The sequence below is a fragment of the Neorhizobium sp. DAR64872/K0K18 genome, from assembly GCF_050500175.1.
Lineage (GTDB): Bacteria > Pseudomonadota > Alphaproteobacteria > Rhizobiales > Rhizobiaceae > Neorhizobium > Neorhizobium soli.
Genome location: NZ_CP191448.1, coordinates 141,117 through 165,046 on the forward strand (window position 1 = coordinate 141,117; position 23,930 = coordinate 165,046).

Genomic DNA, 23,930 nt, shown 5'->3' on the forward strand with positions numbered 1-23,930 from the left:
AAGAGCTGTCCCAAAAAGGACGGTGGTGCCTGAAAAGCCTGCCATGCGAGCCCTTTTTTCCATCGTCTCCGCCTGCCAAACGGTGTTGTGATTAGGAAGAAAACCGATTAAGTTGATGCTTGTATGATACCGATTTGGCTCAGACTTACAAGTTTTTGCGCCAGTGTTAAACCCCCTTTCTCAAGGGAATCCGTTGTACCAAGATGGTTAGGGCTAGAAAATGATACGGACCATCATTACCGCACTCGCAAGTTGCGCAATGGCAACACAAACTTTTGCCGCGCCGGCGATCAACAAGGATTACGTCAAGTCGCTCGCCGCCCCTGGTAAAACGGCTTTGGTGATCGAGTATTATGACGGCAATGGGAAGGTCGTTGACCGGAAGGGCTATGCAACAGCCTCAGGGTTCAAGGCAGTCTCCGGAACCGACTTCAAGATTGACGATAAGACGACAGTACATCTGTACGGTCTCCAGCCGTGTAAGGGCGATTTGGTCAACCGGACGGAAGACTATGCCGGAACCTGCGATGACTATGCGCTTAAACAGCTTCAGGTCATGTTGCAGAGCCCACAAGTCGTTTTCTGCCGCGCCTTCGTCAGCGAGCAGGGGGCGCCGATGCAGAATGCGACGTGCTACGGGTACTACAATTACCCTGGTGCCATGGACTCGGTCGATAATTTTGAGGAACAGCTTCTTTCTCTAGGCGCTCTTCGTCTCGCCAAAAAACCTGATGGATCAGTGGAGCGGCCTGATCTTCAGGAAGCCGAGAATCTCGGCAAAAAGGGCGACTTCGGCATGTGGGCCGATCCGCGGGTAAAGTCGCAATGAAGCGGATAGCCCTTCTCATGGCGGCACTGATGCCTACCTGGGCTCTCGCAGCCCCGGAGGGCTATTTCGATTTAAGGCCGGACGGAATAACGCTCGAGACCGGGGACACATGGGTATCCAATGGAGAGCGGTTCCGTCTCTATGGAATACAGTCATGTTTGCGCGGTACCAATTATACCGATGCGCACGGTAACACTCGCGATTGCGGCGAGGCGTCCCTCGCTGTTCTTGCCGCGTATATCAAGGACACGCAGCCGATTTGCGCACCAGTCGCTAAGGCAAACGACATTTCGTATGTCATTTGTTACGCGACCGTTGGGAGCCAGCGGCTGGATCTAGGGCAGGTTCTCGTCAGCAGTGGGTACGCGTTTGCTGCATTGAAGAGCGACGGACTTCCATATCATGTCCCCTACTCTGTGGCCGAGCAGATGGCCCAGCAGAAAAAGGCGGGTCTCTGGCAGTTCAAAGACGTCCAGCACCCGTCGATCACCCTCAGCCGAGAAGCCAATCAGCGCGCCAGGAAGGCGGAGCAATGAAACGTATTCCCCTGTTCGGCGTCATTATCGCTGCGATTGCCACACCTTCAATGGCCGCCGACCTACAATACTATACCCCGCGCTACTCGGGGCGCGTTGCACCACCCGTCGATTCCGCGCCCGTCAGGTTGCCGGTCTTCAAAGGCGTTGTAACCGTTCTGGACGGCCGCACTCTTTGGTATGGCTCTCTCGGACGTGGCTATAAGGTCCGCCTCGCGAGTATCGATGCATGCGAGCTCCCGCAATGGGCTCTCCACCCCAAGTGGGTAGACCGGACCAAGGACCAAGCGCCTATGCCGGTTCCCTGTGGCCCGCTTGCAAAAGCTTGGTTGAAGCGAACCATTGGCAACAAGGTGACGGTCTGCACGACGCTTGGGTATGGGAATGATGGCATTCCTCTCGCTCAATGCACGGTCAAAGGCCGAGACGTGGCGACGGAAATGCTGCGCGTAGGTTGGGCGCGAGTGGATTCCCCCTACGCCAACCAACAGTACCTTTCCTATCAGCACGATGCCATGGCCGCCCGTTATGGAATGTGGGGCACCTACGTGCTCGACATGAACGAATGGCGGCGCAAAGCGGTTGATAAGACCCTTGAGCGGCGACCTCTGGCGGATTTCAACCTTTTGGCAGACCGAAAAAGCGAAATCTCGCCGCCGTTTGCTGACGCACGCAACAAACCTAAGAGGACAGATCGATAGTTGCCGGATATCGCACATATCGCGACATCGTTCGCTATCGATCCGATGGCGGCGCTATTGGTTGCCATTCCCCTTTCGCTCGCCCTGATCGTGCCCTGCGAACGTTTGTGGTGGATCCACGCCCCCTGCGCTTTGGTCCTCCTCGTGGCCTCAGCCTTATTCCAGGCCGAGCGTCATCTCGCTTTCGACAGCTATCTTGTCGGCTTTTTTGCATTTGCGGCGGTTTGCCGGGATATCCCAAACCGCCCCCTCCTCTACCGCGTCGGTATCCTCTGGTTTGCAGCATTCTCGTTGATCACCGCCGTCATTTATGCGGCCTCCGACCGAACAGACCCCCACGCGATAGAAGCCAAGATCTCACACCGGCCAATTCCGCAGTGAACGAATGAGAGAGGGAAAGCTAATGAAAGCTCTATATTTTGTCGCCGCAGGTGTTGCGGCTTTTGCCATGACACCTGCCGCAAGGGCGCAAGATGCGTCTTGGGGGTGCCAGATCCTCCTTTGCGCAGCGTCCAAAAACCCCTCCTGGCAGGGGGTTGGGTACTGCGTGCCGCCGATGCAGAAATTGATTTCGGCTATGAAGAAGCCCGGCTTTTCGTGGCCGATCTGCGAAGAAGCTAAAGCCGGGAAACCCGGCCATGAACCTTTTGAAGATTGCCCTGCCGGTTTTCAGGCCGGGCGGGCATCGTCTGGCCGCGACAACGACTCCCTCTTTGGCGGTGGCGAGGCGAATGTATGCACAAAGACGGTCAACCAGTGCAGCAACCGCGGCGCTTTCCGGACGCTCTACGGGAACGAACGCGTGAACCAGCAGGCCGGCATCACAATCCGCGAACTTAATTCAAACAATGACAACGGCTTTGGCAACAGCTGCCAAGTTGTCATCACGCAGCCAAGGCCGATGAGGGCTGACCCCTATTACTTCGATATCCCGAACGACAAAGGCGTGAAGGAACGTCATTGGTTCAACCTCAATCTATGAGGCCAGCGCCATGAACCAGAACATTCTACTCGTAATCGCTACCGGAGTTGGCATTGCTGCCGGCTCCGGCGCAACTTACGTTTTGATGCCGCAGCCAGATCCGCAAGTTCGCGCACCCACGCATGAAGAAATTGTAGCAGCCATAGAAGCTGATCCGTCTCTTCTGCCGCGCGAGTTTGTAGCCCCGGCCTTGGAGACCCCGAGCGAAGAAGAGGCCTTGGCGGCATACCGCCGAGCCTACTCCTCCAATCCGATGCGAACTCGCGGATCTGAGGACCGTATCTCAATACGACTTGGCGAGTGCGACCAGAATCCAGCCGGGCCGGGAGTGTCTTGTCTTACGTCCATTAAGTTTACCCCGTCCGCCCAACCTCTCGATCGCGTTATTGGATATTCGAAATCCACATCAGGCGATTGGATTGCGACTGGGTATTAGAAATGGAGCGCCGAGATGGTCGCCACAGACTATCTGGACGCCGTGGGAAAGCGCAGACAGCAGGAACCGCTAAGACCTTTGCCAAATAGTTCGAGGTCAAGGCTGTGCAGCTCCCCGAGGCAGAAGTCACTCATGCCGTCGGAATTCCCGGATAGGCCGGTGGCAGACTGTCCGAACTGGGGGCAGTACGATTAGAGCAACATCAGGTTCTCTCGCAGGGTGGTCCGAGCTTTGCCCGAAGAGGGTGGAACTCTCAGAGAAGTGCGATGACTCACGCATAGGCCACCCATCCCCGGAAACTGATTGCATGATAAAATTGCGCGGTGCCCCTAAAGCCGGCTTCTTGTAAATATCCTAGCTCTTCTTCCGGAGACCTGATGAAGGTGTTTTCTCTCATGCCGGTCTTGGCTGCATCACGTCTGTCCGCATTCATCTGCCCAGGTGCGCCGTATTCGATGTGCCTGTCGATCCAGGATGAATAAGCGGGTTCGTTGAGTGGAAAGCTGACATGAGCCAGAACGAGCGGCGATCCGAGTCTCAGGCGCTGGCGGATGCCACGAAGCATAACCTTCCTATCCTCCGGTGAGATATGGTGGAATACAAGCAGACAAACGGCACCATCGAACGGCCCGTCAGGCGCCACAGAGATGTCGCCGGTGTGCAGGGTAATACGCTCCCCAAGGCTTCCAATCGTTTCGCGTGCCAATGCGAGCATGTCTGGTGATGGATCGACACCATCAAAGCTCCAGCCAGCCTGCTGTTCCGCCAGTGCCTTCAGCTCAAGACCGCCGCCCGCGCCGACCACCAGCACCCGCCCGTCCGAGGGCACGTGTTCCGACAAAAGCAGACCCGTCATGCGGTGAAGCCCGTCGAGCCCTGGAACGTTACGCCTAGCCCCTGCAATGTAGCCTATCTGACGTCCTTCAAACTTATTCATGATGGATAATTCCGATGATGATGACGCCGTAGTTCGTGTCGCTCATGAACATTCTCCTACATCTCGCAACACCATAAGTGTCGTGATAAGATGGGTCGCGACTCATGGCACTTCGATTGTATCGTGAATGACGATCATGAAAGTGTCAGTGGGGAAAGCACGAGAGGGAGCAGGGGATGAGGCAGGACAGTCGGCTATCGCGCATGCTGCATGTGTTGATCCATATAGGGCGACATGAAGGAGCGATGACATCCGAGATGATCGCTCAGATGCTCGACGCCAATCCTGTCGTCATCCGGCGCACCATGGCGGGACTGCGCGACGAAGGTTATGTCAGCTCAGTAAAAGGACATGGTGGCGGCTGGACGCTGGCGCGTCCTCTCGAGAAACTGACGCTTCTCGATATCTATCGGGCGGTCGGAGAACCGTCCATTTTTGCGGTTGGACCCGCAAATGACATGCCAGGTTGTCTGATCGAGCAAGCCGTCAACGGGACGCTGACGGACGCCTTCAATGAAGCAGAGGAGCTGTTGCACAAAAGGTTTGCAGGTGTGACGCTCGCTGATATTCCCAGCGGTTTTCCCGAAATCAGCGAGCAAGAAGGCGATCGACGATGCAGCACGTAACTGTTGTAAGAGGAGCTAAATATACCGCTGAGATCGTCTCGTGGATCGTGTCAATGGAGTGGAGCAGCAAGTCCTTATACCCGTGGGCGGTCCGATAGGGTCGGGTTGCTTAGGCGGTATTCCCATTAACGGGATGGATTGCCTCAGCTAATTAGTTGGAACCCTAGGACTGCGATAACCGGCAGCTCAAGACTATAGATTGGCCAATTGTCGAAACGAAATGTCCGGGTTGCGTAATGTTCTTCTGCGGGCGCTCGATATCCTGCCGTCTGGAGTCAACAGGACACGACAATGACGCAGTCGACACCCGGAACGTTCGGTAATATTCTTGTCGTTGGCGCTGGTATCGCTGGCCTCACAACAGCTTACTGGCTCGATCGGTACGGATTCAATGTTACTGTCGTCGAGCGTGCAAACAAACCACGCCTTGGCGGGCAAGCGCTCGATATTCGCGGTCCCGCGTTGGAAGTAGCAGAGCGGATGGGCATCCTCGAAGCGCTCAATGCACGCAAGACGAGACTAAATGGTGTTTCTGTCGTCAACGGCCAGGGCGAAGAGTTGTACAACAGCACTGAGCGCACCTTGACGGGGGGAAGGCTGGACAGCTCGGACCTGGAGGTATTACGCGATGATCTTTGCGGGATCCTACTAGCGGCTCTCGGCCGCCGCGTCACGATGCGCTATGGCGATCACCTCATGTCAATCCTTACAACAGAAAATGGCGTCGAGGTCATATTCGCGAGCTCTGTACCAGAACGTTTCGACGTCGTCATTGGTGCAGACGGCCTTCGTTCGAGCGTTCGTAGGATAGCTTTCGGCCCAGATCAACATTTCTTGCGTTACATGGGAACGCATATCGGCGTGTTTTCGGTGCCCAATTTCCTTGGGCTGGATCACTGGCAGGTACTCTGCCAAGACGGTCCCTTTAATGGCTTGGTCCTTGGAATGGATAAAACCGACCCCGCGCGAGCATATCTAGGTTTCAGCTCGAAGACAGCGATCGATGATGAAATCCGTGACGTCGGGTCCCAAAAACAACTGATCGAGAAGCATTATGAAGGTGCGGGTTGGGAGTTTCCACGCTTAGTTCATCACATGAAGGATGCGGAGGACTTCTACTTCTACAGTGCAAGCCAGGTCCGCATGGAAAGTTGGTCTCTCGAGCGTGTCGTGCTGGTAGGAGATGCCGGCTACAGTGTCACGCCTGCATCAGGTCAAGGAACGAGTATCGCAATGGTCTGCGCGCATGTGCTTGCAGGAGAGCTGGCAGCGCACCGGTTATCACTAGTTGACGGCATCCGGAGCTATGAGAATGAGGTGAGGGCTTACGTCAACCGCAACCTCGACCTCGCATTCGAGATGTCCAACGACGACATGGAAAGCAATGAAAGTGAGCATTCCTCCAAAACTGACAGTTCGATTCTCGTTGATTTTCCCGACTTTGATCAACTGATTGTACCGTTCGCCCTAAAAGACTACCACTTTTAAAGAACGTGCGGCTCCCGGCGCATCTGGTTGGCGGTCAGCGGGATGCGTGTGGCGAACGCCGGCTTACGGATGATGAGTTCAGCGATGATCAGGTTCGGCACCCAGCATATCCAGGCCAGCAGACCGACGATATATTCGTAGGGGAAGCCGGTTACCATGCCGATAACGAGATAGATCCTCAAAGTGACTGCCGCCATGGTCAACGCTGCTGACCGGATCATCCAGCGCTGGTGAGCGCCAATATTTCCCCTTATCGCAGACCCGATTCCAACAGCCGTTGCGCCCATCCAGACGATGGCGAGAAGGCCAAACCCCCAAGAGGCAGCAATGCCCGACGTGGTCGTTACGGCAAGCCAGAATCCGCTAATTCCGCCAACAAGGATGGAAAAGCCGTAGACCCGACCGAGTACACGGTGAAGCTTTATACGTCGGCTTCTCATGCCGGGCCATAGCTGAAACGGCACGAGCAGCAGTGCTATCGAGGCGACGACGATGTGGGAATAGAAGGCAAGTGGCCGCAGCTCCGCGTGATAGAGAAAATCCGGCATTGTTTCGGCAACGCCGCCGAACAGGAACCGAAACGACACGAGGGCCACAAGCGGGCAGAAGACCCACATCAGGATAGGTCTGCCAAAATTCCGGATCAACATCGCCGAAGTCCTTGTGTTGGAATTCAAAGTGATCGCCTGCCAGCTACGGCTTCTTCCAACCTGCTCTCAAGCTGGAAGCCGTATGAAGCGAACAAGCAGAATTATGCTGGAAAAGCTCGGCCACTTCGTAGCGTGCGATTGCGCCATGGAGACGGGGACTGGAACCGCGCCCCCATGGACGCTTCGCGGCTTTGTTCTGCGATAATCAGAACTTGTAACCAACGAAGAGCGAAGCAGAGGGCTGCGTCTTTTCCTTGACGATAGGGCTGTCTGCTGCGTCCCCGGTCAGAAAGCCAACGCCTGCTTCGCCTCGAACCAACCAGTTTTGCGTCAGCGCATAGGTTGCATTGACGGAGACATCGACCCTCTTCAAGCCGGCCTCAGCCTTGTACTCGGAGAGCCCTGATGCGGCCGCCTGCTGCGAATTGACGCCGAAATAGGCTTTCATATGCTTGTCGTTTGCGACGGTGGCTTTCGCCTCAGCCCCAACGAAAAAGCGTTCGGTGACAGGTGCTGTGTATTCGACACCAAAGGTTCCAAGCAGGCTCTCGCTTCCGTCAATGGTCTGATCGACGGCGGCATAAACTTCGAGGCCCTGCCACTCGTAGGCGACCTTTGCGCCAACCGTCGCAGCGAAGTCGATGTCACCCAGACCCTGAAGACGATCGTCGTCGTCCTCGTCGCGTCCCGTTTCGTAACCAACTTTGCCCGAGACCGAGAACCCGTTCTTTTCGAATGGGGTGACCGTGACGCCGCGAGGGTCGATTGCGAGCCAGTCACCATAGGTGAAGACAACGAACGGCACTGGGGTAACCTCGAAATCATCGCCACCTTCGTAGGTTGGTTCGTAAATTCCGCCGGCCCCCAGGATCAAGGTCCAACTGCGTTCTTTGGGCTGTGCGTCGAACCGAGTGGCGTCAAACTGAGGTTCGGGAGCCTGCTCGACGGCGTCTGCAGCTGCTGCGATCGAAACTGTACAGGCAACCGAGAGAGCAGCGCCAAATATGCTCGTCATTAGACGACGATCCATCAACTTATAACGAGACATAAAAACTCCAACCATTGCGGCGCTAGGTTCGGGAGCACCGCGTCCATTCCCCGTGGCTCAAGAATGTCATCCTTGGAACCGTTGCGGTGTTACCTTTTGTTGCGGTTTGTTAAGACGGTGATCCTGCTCGAAAGCTGCGCGGACTCGCTGGCGCTGCTGCATCGTAACAAAAAATAATATTCGCCCTGTTGCTCAATACATCAGTAGAAAAAGCCAAAGCTGTTACAGCTCTTTCAAAAGACGGTAAGCCGAGGACCCGATGAAGATACGATTGCCGCAGTTTCTGTTCATGATCCACTGGCAGATCACCTTGATCATCGTGCTCTGCCTGATGATCGGTGTCGTCGGTAGCGCCAAACTCGAACAATGGGTTCGAACTGACCAGGCGTCGGTGGATTTGGAGGAGGTTTCCGAAAGGATCTCTGCGATCGCTTCACTGCTATCCGCAGCGTCGCCCGCTGAGCAGGAGACGATTGTCGCAATCGCAAACCGGACAGACGGGGCTCTCTCCCGTCAACCGATTGCGTTGGCTGAGAGCTTTACGAGGTCGTCACCGGACGAGCCGTACATCGAGCGACTGGCAGACTGGCTCTTCCCACCCGACGGCAGCACGGTTCCGTTTGGAGGGTGGAAGACCTTTCTTGACGGCAACCGGGTTGTATCCGCGAGGATCGGAAACAGCGAATTTATTGTCATCAAGGAGCTTCCTGTTTCGGCGACGAGAAGTGACGCGATCACGTTTGGTTCGAACTACCTGGTGGCGCTGGTGACGCTGATTGTCATTATGACCGGATTTGCGATCTGGACAATCACGAGACCATTGCGGCGGATTGCAGCAGCTGCAATGAATGCGGACATCTCGTCCGGTCCAATGGTATTTCCTGAGCAGGGCAGTATCGAGATCATGGCGCTTGGACGGGCGTTGAACGCGATGCAGACGCGTATCTCAAGCATGGTCAACGCACGCACAGCTATGCTTCGTGGTATCAGCCATGATCTTCGTACGCCTTTGACCCGTCTTCGGCTTCGGGCCGATCGCGTCGCAGAGACGGAAGTCCGGCAGGCTCTTCTGGTTGATATTGAACGCATCGACAAGCTACTGAAAGTGAGCTTAAGCTACCTGAGGGACAGTCATCAGACTGAAGAGGCTGAGCGTGTCGATCTAGCATCGGTCGTTAAGACGATCTGTGATGACTTCGAGGACACGGGTCACATGGTAAGCTATGAGGGGCCTGACCACCTGGTGCTGACGTTCAGGCCGCTCGCCATAACACGGGCTGTCACAAACCTTTGCGAGAATGCCACCAAATTCGGCACACACGTCATAATCTCTTTGTCGCTTCAGGATGGATCAGCAGTCATCGAGGTCGCGGATGACGGGCCTGGAATACCTGAGGGGGACCGTCAACGGGTGATGGAGCCGTTTTACAAGCTGGATACCGCGCGCGGTGGGGCCGACCATGGTTTTGGGCTTGGCCTATCAATCGTCCAGGAAATTGTGCAAGCTCACGGCGGGCGGTTCGAGTTGCACGCCCGTCACCCAAACGGATTGTTGGCGAAATTGATTCTGGCCATCTGACGCATGAGCCGACAGCGAAAGCCACGACCGACGCGAGAATTGTCACATCTAGCTATTTTGGAATGTCGGTGCGATCGTAGGACTGGCGACTGGTGGCTATCGCAGTCCGATGGACGATGGCCCACTCCGCTAAACCTCCTACAACCGTCGATAGTGACCTTCCGGTTGAGGAAAGGGCATACTCCACTTGCGGGGGCGAGGAATTCGCGACGGTCCTCACGATGAGCCCATCGCGCTCCAGGGCCCTAAGCGTGCGCGCTAACATCTGCTGTGAGATCCCGAGAACGCTTCGCTTCAATTCGTTGAACCTGCGCGGATGGTCGATGAGAGCGACGACGATCATCACTGTCCATCTGTCTCCAATCTGACCTAAAACCTCGCCCACACCGCCACAATCGGAAAATTCGGTCAGATCCATATGACTAAGCTCCTAAAAAGTGCCTTCTTGTCAAATTGCCAGCGCGCATAGATCGTGCGTTGAGCTGAATTCACAGACTAACTACGTCGGGAGAAAACCATGACGGAGAACTATCGAGATGCCAATATGGACAGCGCTGTTATGGTGCAATCGGTCCGGTCCGTAAGGCTTTCAGCGCCCGGTCGAGGCGAGGAATTGCAACTCCGCGTAACATCACCCCTTCAGGGGACTGATCTGCCCTGCATAGTTTTTTCACACGGATTTGGTTCGTCTATGGACGCTTACGCGCCCCTTGCAGAACACTGGGCCGCGAACGGCTTCGTTGTCATACAGCCAACCTTCCTCGATTCCAGACGTGTAGCGCTACGCGAGGACGACCCGCGGTACAAATCAATTTGGCGCATTCGCGTTGAAGATCTTCGGGTTACGCTCGACAGCTTACAGACGGTGGTGGAATTGGTCCCAGGGCTCAAAGGGCGTGTCGATCAGTCTAATGTGGCAGCTGCTGGCCATTCTTTTGGGGGGCAAACCACCAGCATGTTACTAGGAGCCCGAATGATCGCCGATGGAGGGCCAGGTCTTGATCTCGCTGACGATCGGATCAAAGCGGGTGTTCTGCTTGCCTCAGGAGGAAAAGGTGGGGCAGACCTCAGTGATCTTGGTCAGAAGATAACGCCTTACCTTAACTCGGGCTTTGACCACATGACCAAACCAGCCCTTGTGGTTGTCGGAGATGAGGACAAATCCCCCCTTACAAACCGCGGGCCAGGCTGGTTTCGTGATCCCTACGACCTCAGTCCGGGTCAGAAGTCTCTGCTGACGCTCTGTGGTGGCGAGCACATGTTGGGAGGGATCTCCGGATATGGTGCGGCAGAGACCACGGACGAGAACCCTGCACGAGTTTCGCTAGTGCAGAAAATGACGACTGCCTATCTAAAGCGCGAGCTGCTAGGGGACGAGAAGATTTGGCATTCGGCGTGCCTGGAACTCAGCAATGATGAAGAGGCCCTCGGCAAAATCGAGAACAAAAACGATAAGTAGTTTGCCCCCTCGTCAGTGAGTTGCAATTCGGGGCTTACATCTGTGTTGGCCGTTGTTTGAAGTAGCAGGTTGCGCGGCGCGGCCGGCTCTTTAGCAGCTCTAGCATGCAACTGGGGGAGGTCATCAAGACGACGCGGGCTTCCGCAACCGCACGAAAGCCAGCCTTTTGAGGCAGCCATACCAACCTTCTCGTTGCATCGGAGGTTGCCCATACTGGTTAGTCGAGCGGCGCTCGATATGTCTGCTTTCGGTGAGTGCCTTTATCCGCCGTTGGAATGCCTGTGTATCGAACTGCTTGGCTTTCGAAGCTTGCCCACGTTCAGTGGCATGAAAAAAAATCTCGAGGTTGACCACGGGTAGAGCTTTAATTCTACGGACCAGATCAATTCAGGGCGGGTCGTCACGACGAGATTGAACTGATCCGTAAGAAGCGCCTCGTGAAGCTCGAGTATCGATGACACCCCGGCAGAACGGTATCCGCTCTTATCCAACACGCTCGTGATCCATTGCGTCGCGGATTGGGGCAGGAAAATCAGGATGTTTGGCTGAGAGATCTGTTCCACACCGTACCTCGTTTTCATTCACGGCGAGGTTAACCAACAAACGCCTCCTTGTTTGTTGGATTTTATGTCGATTTGTTGCGGCGTCGAGATTGCGCGGGCGCACTGGGAACTCAGGTGCCGTGGCTCGCCCTGCTTACGATAAGCGCTGTGGAGCAACGTGTTAACGGCGAGACATCGACTATAATCTTTTGCAACACGACGAAAAACACCGAGGTTCGGCAAGGATCTAGGCTGCTCTAAAATTGGAGCAGTCACCGATGGTCTATCTCACCAGCAGAAGCAACGCTAAAGCGTCGAAATTCAACGGCTACCTTCTGGCGGGGACCGTTACCGCTCTGGGCTTAAGCAGTGTGCTTTTCCTCGCGATGCCCGAAATTGACGTAAAGTTCTCCAGGCTGTTCTATCATGGCAGGAGTTTCCCGATGGCCCACTTTTCCAGCCTTCAGCTTTTACGGGCCCTGAACGACTGGATAGGCGGTATTATCCTGCTCATGTCGCTGGTTCTGCTGTCGGTCGAAAAGCTTAGAAGGCGTCTGCGGGTCAGCAAGTCAGATGCGCTGGTCCCGATCCTTACCTACGGGATCGGCACCTGGGCTGTTGTAAATGCGACGCTAAAAGAAACATTCGGGAGAGCACGACCACGCAGTATCGAGGAGTTTGGCGGTACGTCAGTCTTCACAAAGGTGTGGGAGATGTCCGAAGCCTGCGCGTCCAATTGCTCGTTCACGTCTGGGGAGGCTGCAGGTGCTGCCGCGATGTTATCTGTCATGTTCATTCTGCCGAAAACGACGCAAGCAATTCGCGTCGTCGTGGGGGTATCCATCAGCATTCTGGCTGCAGCAATATCGCTAAACCGTGTCGCCTTTGGCGCGCACTTCCTTTCCGACATTGTCTTGTCGGCGCTGATTGTCGTCTCAATCATGTTGCTGTCGAAGCTTTTGCTCGATCGCGTTGCAGAAACTGCACAAGTCATCGCTCCGAACCGGCTTTCCTGGCAGCATGCGTCCAACGATGGGACGGTGCGCGGCCGTAGAAAGCTCCGTGCATATCCATCCTTTCTACGATCCTAAAATGCGAATGACAGACGGTCAGCGCAGACGCATGCCATTGAGGAGTAGGTCGACCAGATGAACAATACGGGACATCGGCGCGTCGTCCTTCTCAACCGCTATAGCTATCGCACTCACCACACAGATGATGTCGTCGAAGCTCGCGTCTCTACGAATGATACCGTTTTCCTGCGTGCGCCGAAGCAGTCGTTGCCCCTCCTCGGTAATCGCAGTGCAGCCGGGTGTCCCGTGCTGGATGACAGTCCCCAGTGAAGCAGCAAGGCTTTGATAGACGCTCGTGTTCATCGCGAGGTCCTCAAGAAACCGGCGAATCGCGTCTCCGGGATCGTGGTCGGCATCGCGTGCGCGGCTTGTCTCCGCGACGGAAGTGAACCGCTCGTTACTAGTCGCCGCTAAAAGCGCCTCTCGCGTCGGGAAACGGCGATAGAGTGTGCCAATCCCTACCTTTGCTCGCTTGGCCACTTCCTCCAGCGCCACGCCTGCACCTTGTTCGAGGAACAGTTCCTCGGCTGCTATGAGAATGCGTTGGCGGTTGAGTTCCGCATCGACGCGTAGGCCAGGCTCACTCATTTTATCATCTCCATATTGCCAAGTGGAGGATGCCTCCATATGATAAGTGGTGGAATCCTCCACTTGTTGAAAGGCAATATGATGGCAAGACGATTTGAAAACAAGGTCGTGTTGATTACGGGCGGTAGTGACGGCATAGGATTGGCGTCCGCAGCCCACTTCGCTGAGGAAGGAGCCCTCGTGTACATCACGGGAAGGCGGCAGGCGTTGCTTGATGAAGCCGTCAGCCAAATCGGTCACGGCGCGATCGGGGTGCAGGGCGATGTGACGAACCTTTCTGACCTTTCGCGGCTCTACGAGCGCGTCAAGACCGACCACGGAAGGGTCGACGTCGTGTTCGCCAATGCCGGCATGCATGAGCCCGTTCCGCTGGAAGCTATCGAAGAGGCCCATTTCGATTCTACGTTCGGCCTTAACGTCAAAGGCTTGCTCTTCACCGTGCAAAAAGCACTGCCGCTGATGTCGGACGGGGGCGTGATCGTCCTCAATGGCTCGATTGCAGGTTCCAAGGCATATCCGCACCAATCGCTCTACAATGCCAGCAAGGCAGCCGTCCGCTCCTTCGCCCGAAGCTGGACCAACGATCTGAAAGAACGAGGCATCCGTGTGAACGTCGTCTCGCCCGGCGGCACCGAGACACGCCTGATGCGGAGTTTCTTCGACAATTCACCGGGTACTGAAGAAGAGGTGATCAAGGGGGTTCCGCTTGGTCGCTTAGGGCGCCTCGAAGAGGTCGCGCGTGCCGTGCTTTTCCTGGCGTCGGATGAAAGCAGCTTCGTGGCGGGCCATGAGCTGTTTGTGGATGGCGGTGTCGCGGCCGTCTGACCTTGAACAGAAAATCGAGCGTCCCCCGACGCGCATCAGAGATAGTTGAAAGGTAATAGAATGACGATCACCAGACTTCTCGCCAGCGCCCTGTTGGCCCTGGCAATCTGCGGACCTGCCAGTGCCGATGGGCCTACCAATGTCGTCCTAGTGCATGGCGGAACCACGGACGGCTCTGGGTGGAAAGGTGTCCATGACATTCTACGGGCTAAAGGGTTAGCGGTCACCGTCGTGGAATTGCCCCATACCAGCCTTGAAGATGACATCGCTGCCACGAAACTGGCTGTTTCTGTACAGGGCGGCCCAACTGTTCTGGTCGGCCACAGCTACGGTGGTGCTGTCATCACCGAAGCGGGCATGGAAACCAACGTCAAAGCGTTGGTATACGTCGCTGCCCTCCAGCCCGATAAAGGAGAAAGCCTAGCTGAGATCAGCAGCCGTTTTCCCATGGGCATCGACATGAAGATGGTTGGCGACAAGAGGTTTGTGCCGAACCCGGCGACCTATCATGAAATTCTTGGAGGAGACCTTCCGCGCGACGTCACCGACTTCATGGCTGCGTCGGCCAAGCCAATGCGGGTTGATACGTTCCAGATTAAATTTCAGAATGCTGCCTGGCATGCCAAGCAGTCGTACGGCATTGTAACGACTGGAGACAGGGTCCTCACACCCGAGTTTCTGCGGTGGATGTACCAGCGCTCAGGAACAAAGATCACCGAAATCGAGGCAAGTCACATGGTCTACATGTCGCACCCGCAGGAGACTGCCGATGTCATTCTTCAGGCTGTCAGTTCGGCGAATTGACGCAAGGCGAGACGATCGTGTCTAGAATGTTTCCGCGACTGTGAGCCGGCTCTGAACCTCTGGAATGAGGTTCCGGTTCACTGATACTGGCCCACTTGGCGGCCAGCGTCAGATGTCCGGTTTAGTTTGTTCATTCGTTAAACCACCGACTGTTTTGCGCGACACGGTGGCGTTTCTTCGCGCATTGTTCCGTCAAAGGCAGCCATCGCTTTCGACGCGGCCTGACGCATTTGGTGACGGCACAACGAAACATTAATTACTATGGATTTTGTCCCTCTTTTCACGATCTCGGGTTAGACTTCTTCCACCTGCGCCGTGAACGTGTAACCACCAAGCCTAACTGTCTGCAGTAAGGCAGGCTCCTTTGGATCCGCCTCAATTTTCTGTCGCAGCCTGCTAATATGAACGTCGACACTGCGTTCAATTGGGCCGGCAAGCCCTGAATGGGTTAGAGATAATAGCTCCTCGCGCGTGATGATCCGTCCTGTGTTACGACAAAACGCCAGGAGAAGGTCGAACTCGGTTGTTGTGAGCGCGACCCGAACATTGCGTGGGTCATGAAGCTGACGACGCACGGGATCTATCTGCCAGCCGTCGAAACGTAGTTTTCGCTGACTGGAGTTCGTCACCATTCCGTAGGATGCCCGCCTGAGCAGGCTTCGTATGCGGGCAATGACCTCTCTTGGACTGAAGGGCTTGGTGATATAATCGTCGGCTCCCACCTCAAGCCCGACAATGCGGTCAACCTCCTCACCAAGAGCTGTTATCAGGATGATGGGTATGGTTTTTTCGGAGCGTATCCGTCTGCAGATACTCAGCCCGTCCTCGCCCGGCAACATGATGTCGAGCACGATGAGGTCGTATGTATTGGTGCGCAACAACGACTGCATAACCTTGCCATCTTCCGCAACAGTAACAACCATGCCGTTGTCCTGGATGGCCTGAGCGAGCAGCTTCCCGATTTCTGGATCGTCTTCGACGATCAAGATCTTTGGGCTTTCGGTGATTGGCTGCATCTTATGGATCCCCGTAGGTTAGGCGTGCTTGAGCAGCTGGGTTACATTTCAAAAAACTGCCCAATGCCGCTTGCTACTTATTGAAGATAGTCCGATTTCCTTAAACTTATCAACGAGCTATCTCACGCCCGCATTTGGTGCGTTATTAAGAAATGTTGCGGTTTGTTGCGAAACATCGACGTGGTTGTTTCGGCAGCAACATTGAGCACATCACGTCTGATCAGTGTTCCCAGTTGAGGGCTTGTCCAGCGCGAAAATCTTAAGTCTCCGGAGTGCCACTTTTAGGTTCATCCGCAGGCAGACTTCGTACGCGATCAAACGCCTTCGTGTTAGGGAGAACCATCGCCACAGCTTGTGATAGCATCAAGCTCTCTATTTGAACCTGAGCTATTCCCGTTTTCGAGGCAGCACTCCCAAGAGGGTCGAAACGAAGGAAAGACGCAGGGCTTCTTGTGGTGCAAGCCGAAGCGCACCCAGCGCCGGCTCATCTTCGTATGCCGCTAGAAGGCTGGGGGGCGGACGACTATAGGACGAAAGTGCTCCGGCCGAGACGAGGCTCATCAGGCAGAACAATTGCGCCTCTTTTTGTTCGAGCTCAGGCAGGTGGTAACGCATAAGCGCAGTCATCTCTTCGAGCCTGACTAACGCAGCTCGCTTGTGCCGTTTGACGACTTCTAGCGAGACGTTGTGCTCAAGGACACTGCCCTGGGCGCCGAAGAGGTCACAAAGCACCACTCGCTCAGCCAGCGACTGGCTCAGGACTTCTGATAACTGATTGGCCCGTGTGTCAGTCGACGCGTCCAAACTCACGCCGATAGCCAACGCTTCACGAAGCTCGGAAAGCCAGTGTCCTAGAAACTTGTCTAAAAGTTCAAGAAAAACGGCTTCGCGCGACTCAAAATACCTGAGGACGTTTGATTTTGCCAACCCTACTCGCCTGCTGAGCTCATTGAGCCCGACCTCCAATACTGGCATCTCTTCGAGCATGGTCGAAGCCGTGTCCAGGATCGCTCTGCGCCGGACTTCCCGTTGTTCTTCGCTACGAGCCCGCTGAAATGCCAATGTCAACCTCCATTAAAGACCGGCGGTCTGTTGACATCAGACCGGTGGTTCGTTATTTACAGCAAATAACAGACCGGTGGTTTATAAAGGAGAGCGAGATGGTTGGCAATTGGAATGAACAGGACGTTCCTGAGCAACAAGGCCGAATAGCGGTGGTGACCGGGGGAAACGCTGGTCTCGGTTTCGAGACTGCAAGAGTACTTGCTGCACGTGGGGCGACGGTCATCCTAGCCGTGCGAGATGTTGAAAAGGGCAGACAAGCAGCTCGGCGTATGACCGGCAACTTGCACGTACAAGCCCTTGACCTTTCCTCGCTGGTCTCGATACGAGCAGCCGCCGCGGATCTGCGTTCCGCACATCCGCGCATTGACCTTCTGGTCAACAATGCTGGCGTGATGTACACGCCGAAGCAAACAACCGCGGATGGCTTCGAACTCCAGTTCGGCACTAATCACCTAGGTCATTTTGCATTTACAGGGCTGCTTCTAGAATGCCTCCTGCCGGTTCCAGGCTCCCGCGTGGTTACCGTGAGCAGCACCGGTCACCGCATTCAGGCGGCCATCCACTTCGATGATTTACAGTTTGAACGGTCGTACAGCCGAATGGCCGCTTATGGGCAGTCGAAGCTTGCCAATCTTATGTTCACCTACGAACTTCAGCGGCGTCTTGCCGCGTCTGGAACAACGGTTGCGGTCGCCGCCCATCCGGGCGTCTCAAATACGGAGCTGGTTCGCAATCTGCCTGCAGCACTCAGACATCCGGTCAAATGGCTCGCGCCCTTGCTGACACAGAAAGCGGAAATGGGCGCGCTGCCCACTTTGCGAGCCGCCACGGACCCGTCGGTTGCCGGAGGCCAGTATTACGGCCCGGGCGGCTTGGGTGAGATTCGGGGTTTTCCGAAGCTTGTCAGCTCAAGCCGCGATTCTCATGACCTAGTGACCCAGAAACGCCTCTGGGCGATTTCAGAAGAACTTACCGGCGTGACATTCTCTGTCTAGGCTGGGTCACATGCCTGCTTTATCGGCGACTTAGGCAGGCCTAGGTTCGCAATCGAAGCCCCTCCACGAAGAGAGTCATCCACTTCTTGCCCAACAGAACCCAGAACTCGACTGGTCGGCTTGAAACACGTAAGAGGGACCTGTCGTCATTGCGCATGATTGAACGTATCTTGCGCAAATTCGCCGACCTCTGGAGCGCATAATTTGCCTATCCTGAACGATGAGTCAGAAGCCTCAGACTGGGTAGAGCCAGACAACGTGCCTCGTCCCTTGGTGATCTACGGGATTGCGAGCGAGACCTTTGGCGACTTCGAGGTTGCAGACCATTCCCACCAGAAAAGTCAGCTACTCTTCGTCCAACGCGGAGCCCTGAGCTGTGAAATGAACGGGGGGCTTTGGATCGTTCCCCCACGTAGTGCGATCTGGATACCTGGCGGCACGCTTCACAGCATAACCGTGACCGGGGCACTTGAAGGATACGGCGCGTTCTTCTCGGCCGAAGGCGGCGCGGAATTTCCTTCTCGCTGTGCGGTGATATCAGTCACCCCCCTTTTGCGTGAGCTTTTGATCCGTGCAGCGAACTTTCCCCTTCTCTATGAGGAGCACGGTGCGACCTCACGACTTGTGGCGGTCCTACTTGACGAGTTGGCGACTGCGAGGGCGGAGGATCTTCATCTGCCGATGCCATCGGATGAACGCCTACGACGAATGATCGCTTCCATGATGGCTTCACCTTCCAAACGAGGCACATTGACCGAATGGGCCGATAGGTCCGCTATGAGCACAAGGACAGTGGAGCGTGTCATCCGCCGCGAGACGGGTATGAGCTTCGGGAAATGGCGACAGCAGTTGGCTGTTGTCCTGGCTGTAAAATGGCTCGCCGCCGGCGCCTCGATCCAGCAGGTTTCGATGGATCTTGGTTACGAAAATGTGCCGAGCTTCGTCACTATGTTTCGCAAGGCGCTCGGTGCTCCCCCTGGGCGCTACATGCTTGAGCGTTTTCGACAGCATTGACCATCCGGGCCAGCATATTGCCTTCACCAACGAGCGGCGGTGACGTACGCCTGAACCATCCGTAATACATCGCAATGCAACGACATCCCGGTGATGCACCTCTAAAGGCATATTAGAGGTAGCAGCCATCTCTCTCTCGGACCTGTATCAGTGTAGTGCAGAAGCCAACTGAGATCTTAGACCCTAGACTTTGGGCTCTCCTATACGCGGGTCTAGTGGGGTGCGAGCCTCTGCAATCAGCAACTAGACTGGCCTGCGAAAGCCAGCCGAGCGCCATCCGGACCAACAGGAAAAACTAATGTGCTGCACGGAAATGACCATCAGAGAAGTTCTTGCCGATCCTTTGATTCGGCTAATGATGGGCGCCGATGGAATTTCGCCGGACGCAATGAGGACCTTGTTAATCGACGCTTCTACTGCGCAACGTCGAGCCCAACAACGCGAACCAATCTGTAGCCACACTGACCAAGAGGATACTTTCCAATCTCGGCAACATGGACCTGCCTTGGCGCAAGCTTTCACGTAGGTCTGCTCTTGGGAGATTACCAAGGCACGAGGACAGCCCGACAGATCATTTATTGGACTGTCTTACTACATACTAGCCTAGGATGCTATTTCGGCCCTCTCAAGATCGTCCGCTATGGCTTCGATAATTCGCATCTCTTTCAGATCCAATGCTGCCCGCGTTGTCAGGACATAGGCAGCTAGATATTCGAGTTTGCGGTCGGATTCGTTTCGGTCGGCTGGCCTGTGCATGACGAGCGATAGTCGTGCTGCCTCGTCTTCCTTCGATGCAGCAGCCAAGGCCCCGGCATAAATCACAGGGCTTACGCGCTCGACTGCTCGCTTCTCGTCCCACTCTCTTACCGTCTTCGCCGTCGCCCTCTGAGCCTCGATGTGGCGCTCCATCTTCTCGAAGAGCGAACCGTCTTCCATTCCCTGCTTCATCATCTCACCCCTATCCACAAAACTGGCCGATGCCGTTTGACCTCCCAAATCGAAGGGAGGGCAGGACCTGGTCCTGCTCCCGAGCTCGTGCGGAACAGCTGGAGAGAGGGGGACAAGCGCTAAACCGGAGGGGGATCACCCACCCGAAGGGCGGCGTCGGATTTTTGTATAAAATCGGACCGGTGCTGCAAGCCGCAGGCTGAAGCATGGGGAGACCGGTTTAGTGCTTGTGGGGGAGAGAGGGCAGCGCGCCTTTCTCCCTTCTCAGTGAGCTACATTGTCATTAAATCTAAATGGCGGTAGGTTTACATTACGTAGAAAATAACACGGGTTATTTGACGCGCTATTGGTTTTTCCTCGCGGCATCAATGACTGTAACAAATACGAGCGTATAAGTGACGGACTGGTGCGGGCGTCACTATTTTCTGAGGCTCACAACAACCTTGCTGCCCGGCCACTTCGCCGTGTGGCATTATTGTAATAACTGGATGCCTGCTGGACAGATCGATGTTGCGACTGCTCCATCGCTTCAGGCAGCGGAATGCCGCGATTGGCGGCCTCGGTCAGATATCCCGACCTTAGGCCGTGGGCGGAAAACTCCGCAGGCTCGAGCCCGGCCATTTCCGCCCGCTGCTTGACGATCGCATTGACCGCGCTGGGCTCGAGCGGCCGTTTGGAGAGATTGCCCCAGCGATCGACCTTTCGGAATATGCTGCCCTTGTCGATCCTGGCTGCAGCAAGCCAGGCATTCAGCGCATTGACGGGTCGGCCGGTGAGATAAACGACCTCATCATGATCGGCGCCAGATGTCTTCGTGCGGCCGAGATGGATCGAAAGCGAGGGGAGGGGAGAGCCATCGGTAACGTCGATCGATGGCTCGATGGTCAACTGTTCGACGCGCATGGCGGCAATCTCGCTTCGGCGCCGACCGCCTGAGGCGAAAGCGACCATCAAGATTGCCCGATCACGGATGTCGCGCAAGCTCTCGGTGCTACAGGTTGCCAGCATCTTGCCAACGATATCGCCGGTGACAGCCTTGTTGCTCTTTCGACGACGTTGTCGGGGCGTCGCCCGCACAGCGAGCCGTATCGCGGACTTGAGGGCAGGGGAGGCGAAGACGCCGGTTAGCCCGCGCCACTTCGTGAGCGTCGACCACGTGGCGAGGCGCCGGCGCACGGTATCAGGTGCATGCGGGCCTGCCGACTTTAGAAAGCCTTGGCTCCGGAGGTTTTGCTCCACCTCTGCCGGCATCCCGTGATCCGGATCGGTTTCGCGCTTCTGCGGGTCCCACAGATGATGAGCGACGAATTTCAGGAGCAGGGCTTCGGGCGCCGGCCAGGGCAGAGATTTGCAAATCGCTGCCAGCGACCAGGCCTGCAGATAGGCAAGATCAGACGTAAGGGCTCGAAGGGTATTTTCGCCCATGCCCTCGTTGACCAGATGGCGTAGCGTTGCAACATCATGATCGGTGAGCAGCTCGGCAAGTTCATCGCGCCGCTCCAGAGGCAGCACGGCGGCGATCGTATCGAGTTCGTGGGCGCGGCGATCAACGGCGTCGCCGTGAGGGCGACTAGTCGCCATGGGCAAATGGACCGAGAACAGTCACGCCCTCCTTGCGAGCGGCAGAGGCCAACTTGCGATCGAGCGTGGCAAGAGAAATGTTGCGATTGATGGCGAGCGCAAGATAGGCTGCGTCATATGCGCTCAGAGTATGGTTTGCAGACAGAAGCAGCACATAACCATCTCCGCCAATACCGGCATCGTCAAGCGGCAACCGGCGCACGCGCTCCATGTTGATCAAGGCCCCGCCAGCACCGATCCGACCGCGACGTTCGGACATGGCAAGAATGTTGCGGATCTCGAAGAAGAACAGCGACGGGACAGGGCAGGGCGCATCGATCTTAGAGAGCACGGCTTCTGCCGCTTCAGAATACTCTTCCGGAAGCAGCCATGCGGCCGCCATCGACGCATCGAGAACGAACGCCATCAGCGTCGGCCTTCGTCGCGCCAGGAAAGGATCTCGTCATGCGTCGATGCTGCTGCCTTCAGCCGCGCGGCGCGGACTTCGGTGAGTAGCAACTGCAGATCGTTTTCCTTGCGCATACGGGTGACGTGCGCGATGGGATCGTTGCCGCGAGCGATGACAAAATCCTCGCCGGCCTCGACGCGGGCGAGCAAGTCAGAGAGATGCGTCTTTGCTTCGGATATTTTCACGGTCGTCGTCATCGCGGTCTCGATATGTTGCTTATGCAAGCATAATAGGCGCCCCGTCAAAGTTGGTCAACCGGCTGGTCTGCTAACCCTCGATAAGAGGTACTTATCGATGGTTATCACATCAATCGAAAATCATACTATGTGACGAACCGTAATATTGAGATGAGTTTCGTTTAGGAAAGCGTTTACCATGATTTCAATGGCTTACGATCTCGCGAAAATCAGCATATCAGCCCTGATGCTGCCGGCTTTCGACGCCGGTGTCGCGCTCACCCGTCTCGACGAGCGCATTGCTCGATCGCCGGTTTGCTCCGGCTTCCTCGATCGCCAAAACTTGGCCGAAGCGTGTTTCCCCCTTTGGGTCGGCGGCGAACTCGTCCATCTCGAAGACCTCATCCTCCACGACGCCTTGCGCGATACCAAGCGCTTCAGGAAGGGCGATATGGTGGTAGACCCGGAAAACGAAGCGCGCCTGATCGCTGATTATTCCGGCGACGACGACCTATTGCGGAAAGCAGCGCGTGAATACTTTGATGGGCTAAGACAGTTCGTTGATTCGGAGGGGCGGTGGAACGCAAAATCTGACGGAAGTCATACGGCTCCATGTATCAATTCACCTGCCCCGTTGTGAAAAGGGCAAGCTAAGGCGTAAGGGTGACATTCTCCGCGAGGAGCCTACGCACGTCGCAATGGATATGGAGGAACAGGGCCTTCAGGGGGAATTCTCGGAAGGGCGCTTCGTATGCCTCCTGAAGTGTGACTTTCGGTTCTGTGGGGAAATTGTCACCGTCGCCGGCACCTATTCGATGCACGAGCATGTCGAGTGGCCGGATGGTGGTGAGCCAGAGAGCTTCGAGAATTATTCATACCACCTGCGGTCGGTGAGGCCCGCCCCCCACATGATCAGCACTCCGGACAAGCTTAACGACCAAAGCGCAAGGCACCTTATCAAAGCGTACGAGCTGTTCTGGGTCGATTACGGGTCGTGCGCGAACGGGCTGAGAATTGTGGTCGAACACCTGCTAGACCAGCTAGGGATTGCTCGTACGGGCGAAAAGGGGCGTCGGAAGAATGCCCGCCTTGATCTTTCTGACCGTATCAACCTCCTGGCAACAGCATGGCCAGGACATGAGGATGCGCTGACGGCACTTCGGCACGTCGGAAACCTCGGAAGCCACGAGGGAGCCGGCACCTTTGAAGACATCCTAGACTGCTTTGAGCTGTTGGAGGATGCCATGATCGAACTTGTGGATGCACGGCGAGAGCGGCTAGCGGCAAAAGCAAAGGAGATAGTCGCCCGTAGAGGAAAACCGGCGACAGTTGACTTGTCCAACTGGGTCGGGCGATAAAACAGATCTGTTACGGCGGCAATATCGCCTTAGTTCAACTCGTCAAAGTATTGACGATGCATCTCACGTTCCTAAAGGGGGCGAGGGTTTAAGGTGATGATTTCCAAGTTTATTGCAGCAGTCGCAGCCCTCATCCTATCCATTAGCCAGCCCACGAATGTTGAAGACTTCTGACAACTTCCGCAGGCGACCTTCCGCTACGGAGGCTGCTTGACTCCGCCGAACA

General features: G+C 55.8%; 26 protein-coding genes and 1 pseudogene. 16 read left to right on the forward strand and 11 right to left on the reverse strand.

What is annotated here, in order from left to right; all coding sequences use genetic code 11:
* Nucleotides 1-220: 220 nt before the first annotated feature.
* From ACQY1P_RS23730 to ACQY1P_RS23750, 5 genes are read left to right on the forward strand one after another with little or no spacing between them, the layout of a single operon-like run.
* Entirely contained in the window at nt 221-829 is a 609-nt protein-coding gene (locus ACQY1P_RS23730) for a hypothetical protein (RefSeq protein WP_430256811.1), read from the forward strand.
* Nucleotides 826-1,365, forward strand: coding sequence for a thermonuclease family protein (locus ACQY1P_RS23735; RefSeq protein ID WP_071207519.1), 540 nt, complete (start codon nt 826-828; stop codon nt 1,363-1,365). The genes ACQY1P_RS23730 and ACQY1P_RS23735 overlap by 4 nt, the downstream gene beginning before the upstream one ends.
* Nucleotides 1,362-2,066 carry a thermonuclease family protein gene (locus ACQY1P_RS23740; protein WP_430256812.1) on the forward strand — a complete coding sequence of 235 codons (705 nt, stop codon included), beginning with the start codon at nt 1,362-1,364 and terminating at the stop codon, nt 2,064-2,066. Before ACQY1P_RS23735 ends, ACQY1P_RS23740 begins: the two co-directional genes overlap by 4 nt.
* Complete coding sequence (locus tag ACQY1P_RS23745; protein ID WP_012653028.1) at nt 2,067-2,447, forward strand: hypothetical protein; 381 nt, start codon at nt 2,067-2,069, stop codon at nt 2,445-2,447.
* Nucleotides 2,448-2,469: 22 nt separating this feature from the next.
* The gene (locus ACQY1P_RS23750; RefSeq protein ID WP_430256814.1) at nt 2,470-3,048 is read left to right on the forward strand and encodes a hypothetical protein; all 579 of its coding nucleotides are present in this window, start codon (nt 2,470-2,472) and stop codon (nt 3,046-3,048) included.
* A 707-nt stretch (nt 3,049-3,755) separates the two neighbouring features.
* Here ACQY1P_RS23750 and ACQY1P_RS23755 read toward each other — a convergent pair.
* Nucleotides 3,756-4,421, reverse strand: a complete 666-nt coding sequence (locus ACQY1P_RS23755; RefSeq protein WP_430256816.1) for a class I SAM-dependent methyltransferase — start codon at nt 4,419-4,421, stop codon at nt 3,756-3,758.
* Between the two features lie 176 nt (nt 4,422-4,597).
* Between ACQY1P_RS23755 and ACQY1P_RS23760 the strand changes: the two genes are divergently transcribed.
* Nucleotides 4,598-5,047, forward strand: coding sequence for an Rrf2 family transcriptional regulator (locus tag ACQY1P_RS23760; RefSeq protein WP_430256818.1), 450 nt, complete (start codon nt 4,598-4,600; stop codon nt 5,045-5,047).
* Between the two features lie 291 nt (nt 5,048-5,338).
* A complete protein-coding gene (locus tag ACQY1P_RS23765; RefSeq protein ID WP_430256819.1) occupies nt 5,339-6,535 on the forward strand; it encodes an FAD-dependent oxidoreductase in 1,197 nt (398 codons plus the stop codon).
* On the opposite strand, the gene ACQY1P_RS23770 is transcribed toward ACQY1P_RS23765, so the two are convergent.
* Both ACQY1P_RS23770 and ACQY1P_RS23775 read right to left on the reverse strand, forming a co-directional pair.
* Nucleotides 6,532-7,185, reverse strand: coding sequence for a DUF2306 domain-containing protein (locus ACQY1P_RS23770; RefSeq protein WP_430256820.1), 654 nt, complete (start codon nt 7,183-7,185; stop codon nt 6,532-6,534). The two genes, ACQY1P_RS23765 and ACQY1P_RS23770, sit on opposite strands and share 4 nt — an antisense overlap.
* Before the next feature lie 205 nt (nt 7,186-7,390).
* The gene (locus ACQY1P_RS23775; protein WP_430256821.1) at nt 7,391-8,200 is read right to left on the reverse strand and encodes a MipA/OmpV family protein; all 810 of its coding nucleotides are present in this window, start codon (nt 8,198-8,200) and stop codon (nt 7,391-7,393) included.
* A gap of 292 nt (nt 8,201-8,492) precedes the next feature.
* Here ACQY1P_RS23775 and ACQY1P_RS23780 point away from each other — a divergent pair, with 292 nt between their 5' ends.
* Nucleotides 8,493-9,812, forward strand: a complete 1,320-nt coding sequence (locus ACQY1P_RS23780; protein WP_430256823.1) for an ATP-binding protein — start codon at nt 8,493-8,495, stop codon at nt 9,810-9,812.
* Nucleotides 9,813-9,864: 52 nt separating this feature from the next.
* Here the strand turns inward: ACQY1P_RS23780 and ACQY1P_RS23785 are convergent, their stop codons facing one another.
* Nucleotides 9,865-10,230, reverse strand: coding sequence for a winged helix-turn-helix transcriptional regulator (locus ACQY1P_RS23785; protein WP_430256824.1), 366 nt, complete (start codon nt 10,228-10,230; stop codon nt 9,865-9,867).
* 99 nt (nt 10,231-10,329) lie between these two features.
* Between ACQY1P_RS23785 and ACQY1P_RS23790 the strand changes: the two genes are divergently transcribed.
* Entirely contained in the window at nt 10,330-11,271 is a 942-nt protein-coding gene (locus ACQY1P_RS23790; protein WP_430256825.1) for an alpha/beta hydrolase family protein, read from the forward strand.
* Nucleotides 11,272-12,091: 820 nt separating this feature from the next.
* On the forward strand, nt 12,092-12,904 hold the full coding sequence (locus tag ACQY1P_RS23795) for a phosphatase PAP2 family protein (RefSeq protein ID WP_430256826.1): 813 nt from the start codon (nt 12,092-12,094) through the stop codon (nt 12,902-12,904).
* An 18-nt stretch (nt 12,905-12,922) separates the two neighbouring features.
* Here ACQY1P_RS23795 and ACQY1P_RS23800 read toward each other — a convergent pair whose 3' ends face one another.
* Nucleotides 12,923-13,474, reverse strand: coding sequence for a TetR/AcrR family transcriptional regulator (locus ACQY1P_RS23800; protein ID WP_430256827.1), 552 nt, complete (start codon nt 13,472-13,474; stop codon nt 12,923-12,925).
* A gap of 81 nt (nt 13,475-13,555) precedes the next feature.
* Between ACQY1P_RS23800 and ACQY1P_RS23805 the strand changes: the two genes are divergently transcribed.
* Nucleotides 13,556-14,299 (forward strand): SDR family NAD(P)-dependent oxidoreductase, encoded by a 744-nt coding sequence (locus ACQY1P_RS23805; protein ID WP_430257001.1) that lies wholly within the window; start codon nt 13,556-13,558, stop codon nt 14,297-14,299.
* A gap of 60 nt (nt 14,300-14,359) precedes the next feature.
* Nucleotides 14,360-15,103, forward strand: coding sequence for an alpha/beta fold hydrolase (locus ACQY1P_RS23810; RefSeq protein WP_430256829.1), 744 nt, complete (start codon nt 14,360-14,362; stop codon nt 15,101-15,103).
* Nucleotides 15,104-15,396: 293 nt separating this feature from the next.
* Here the strand turns inward: ACQY1P_RS23810 and ACQY1P_RS23815 are convergent, their stop codons facing one another.
* Entirely contained in the window at nt 15,397-16,119 is a 723-nt protein-coding gene (locus tag ACQY1P_RS23815; protein WP_430256830.1) for a response regulator transcription factor, read from the reverse strand.
* Nucleotides 16,120-16,506: 387 nt separating this feature from the next.
* A complete protein-coding gene (locus ACQY1P_RS23820; protein ID WP_430256831.1) occupies nt 16,507-17,181 on the reverse strand; it encodes a TetR/AcrR family transcriptional regulator in 675 nt (224 codons plus the stop codon).
* Between the two features lie 98 nt (nt 17,182-17,279).
* Between ACQY1P_RS23820 and ACQY1P_RS23825 the strand changes: the two genes are divergently transcribed.
* Nucleotides 17,280-18,179, forward strand: a complete 900-nt coding sequence (locus tag ACQY1P_RS23825; RefSeq protein WP_430256832.1) for an SDR family NAD(P)-dependent oxidoreductase — start codon at nt 17,280-17,282, stop codon at nt 18,177-18,179.
* Between the two features lie 204 nt (nt 18,180-18,383).
* Nucleotides 18,384-19,193, forward strand: coding sequence for an AraC family transcriptional regulator (locus ACQY1P_RS23830; protein WP_430256833.1), 810 nt, complete (start codon nt 18,384-18,386; stop codon nt 19,191-19,193).
* A 603-nt stretch (nt 19,194-19,796) separates the two neighbouring features.
* Here the strand turns inward: ACQY1P_RS23830 and ACQY1P_RS23835 are convergent.
* From ACQY1P_RS23835 to ACQY1P_RS23850, 4 genes are all read right to left on the reverse strand, one after another.
* Nucleotides 19,797-20,129, reverse strand: coding sequence for a hypothetical protein (locus ACQY1P_RS23835; protein WP_430256835.1), 333 nt, complete (start codon nt 20,127-20,129; stop codon nt 19,797-19,799).
* A gap of 444 nt (nt 20,130-20,573) precedes the next feature.
* Entirely contained in the window at nt 20,574-21,722 is a 1,149-nt protein-coding gene (locus ACQY1P_RS23840) for a tyrosine-type recombinase/integrase (protein ID WP_430256836.1), read from the reverse strand.
* Nucleotides 21,712-22,128 carry a type II toxin-antitoxin system VapC family toxin gene (locus tag ACQY1P_RS23845; RefSeq protein ID WP_430256837.1) on the reverse strand — a complete coding sequence of 139 codons (417 nt, stop codon included), beginning with the start codon at nt 22,126-22,128 and terminating at the stop codon, nt 21,712-21,714. The genes ACQY1P_RS23840 and ACQY1P_RS23845 overlap by 11 nt, the downstream gene beginning before the upstream one ends.
* A complete protein-coding gene (locus ACQY1P_RS23850) occupies nt 22,128-22,367 on the reverse strand; it encodes a type II toxin-antitoxin system Phd/YefM family antitoxin (RefSeq protein ID WP_430256839.1) in 240 nt (79 codons plus the stop codon). Before ACQY1P_RS23850 ends, ACQY1P_RS23845 begins: the two co-directional genes overlap by 1 nt.
* Before the next feature lie 178 nt (nt 22,368-22,545).
* Here ACQY1P_RS23850 and ACQY1P_RS23855 point away from each other — a divergent pair.
* A pseudogene (locus tag ACQY1P_RS23855) lies at nt 22,546-22,779 on the forward strand (RHE_PE00001 family protein); the annotation flags it as partial.
* A 265-nt stretch (nt 22,780-23,044) separates the two neighbouring features.
* Nucleotides 23,045-23,704 carry a DUF4145 domain-containing protein gene (locus ACQY1P_RS23860; RefSeq protein WP_430256840.1) on the forward strand — a complete coding sequence of 220 codons (660 nt, stop codon included), beginning with the start codon at nt 23,045-23,047 and terminating at the stop codon, nt 23,702-23,704.
* The last annotated feature ends 226 nt before the right edge of the window (nt 23,705-23,930 follow it).

Coding starts and splice junctions, on each gene's coding strand:
- ACQY1P_RS23790 (WP_430256825.1), top strand. CDS start 10,330: ATGACGGAGAACTATCGAGATGCCAATATGGACAGCGCTGTTATGGTG.
- ACQY1P_RS23810 (WP_430256829.1), top strand. CDS start 14,360: ATGACGATCACCAGACTTCTCGCCAGCGCCCTGTTGGCCCTGGCAATC.
- ACQY1P_RS23735 (WP_071207519.1), top strand. CDS start 826: ATGAAGCGGATAGCCCTTCTCATGGCGGCACTGATGCCTACCTGGGCT.
- ACQY1P_RS23850 (WP_430256839.1), bottom strand. CDS start 22,367: ATGACGACGACCGTGAAAATATCCGAAGCAAAGACGCATCTCTCTGAC.
- ACQY1P_RS23755 (WP_430256816.1), bottom strand. CDS start 4,421: ATGAATAAGTTTGAAGGACGTCAGATAGGCTACATTGCAGGGGCTAGG.
- ACQY1P_RS23730 (WP_430256811.1), top strand. CDS start 221: ATGATACGGACCATCATTACCGCACTCGCAAGTTGCGCAATGGCAACA.
- ACQY1P_RS23825 (WP_430256832.1), top strand. CDS start 17,280: ATGGTTGGCAATTGGAATGAACAGGACGTTCCTGAGCAACAAGGCCGA.
- ACQY1P_RS23800 (WP_430256827.1), bottom strand. CDS start 13,474: ATGAGTGAGCCTGGCCTACGCGTCGATGCGGAACTCAACCGCCAACGC.
- ACQY1P_RS23775 (WP_430256821.1), bottom strand. CDS start 8,200: ATGACGAGCATATTTGGCGCTGCTCTCTCGGTTGCCTGTACAGTTTCG.
- ACQY1P_RS23835 (WP_430256835.1), bottom strand. CDS start 20,129: ATGGAAGACGGTTCGCTCTTCGAGAAGATGGAGCGCCACATCGAGGCT.
- ACQY1P_RS23765 (WP_430256819.1), top strand. CDS start 5,339: ATGACGCAGTCGACACCCGGAACGTTCGGTAATATTCTTGTCGTTGGC.
- ACQY1P_RS23750 (WP_430256814.1), top strand. CDS start 2,470: ATGAAAGCTCTATATTTTGTCGCCGCAGGTGTTGCGGCTTTTGCCATG.
- ACQY1P_RS23805 (WP_430257001.1), top strand. CDS start 13,556: ATGGCAAGACGATTTGAAAACAAGGTCGTGTTGATTACGGGCGGTAGT.
- ACQY1P_RS23770 (WP_430256820.1), bottom strand. CDS start 7,185: ATGTTGATCCGGAATTTTGGCAGACCTATCCTGATGTGGGTCTTCTGC.
- ACQY1P_RS23785 (WP_430256824.1), bottom strand. CDS start 10,230: ATGGATCTGACCGAATTTTCCGATTGTGGCGGTGTGGGCGAGGTTTTA.
- ACQY1P_RS23780 (WP_430256823.1), top strand. CDS start 8,493: ATGAAGATACGATTGCCGCAGTTTCTGTTCATGATCCACTGGCAGATC.
- ACQY1P_RS23795 (WP_430256826.1), top strand. CDS start 12,092: ATGGTCTATCTCACCAGCAGAAGCAACGCTAAAGCGTCGAAATTCAAC.
- ACQY1P_RS23760 (WP_430256818.1), top strand. CDS start 4,598: ATGAGGCAGGACAGTCGGCTATCGCGCATGCTGCATGTGTTGATCCAT.
- ACQY1P_RS23815 (WP_430256830.1), bottom strand. CDS start 16,119: ATGCAGCCAATCACCGAAAGCCCAAAGATCTTGATCGTCGAAGACGAT.
- ACQY1P_RS23840 (WP_430256836.1), bottom strand. CDS start 21,722: ATGGCGACTAGTCGCCCTCACGGCGACGCCGTTGATCGCCGCGCCCAC.
- ACQY1P_RS23845 (WP_430256837.1), bottom strand. CDS start 22,128: ATGGCGTTCGTTCTCGATGCGTCGATGGCGGCCGCATGGCTGCTTCCG.
- ACQY1P_RS23740 (WP_430256812.1), top strand. CDS start 1,362: ATGAAACGTATTCCCCTGTTCGGCGTCATTATCGCTGCGATTGCCACA.
- ACQY1P_RS23860 (WP_430256840.1), top strand. CDS start 23,045: ATGGATATGGAGGAACAGGGCCTTCAGGGGGAATTCTCGGAAGGGCGC.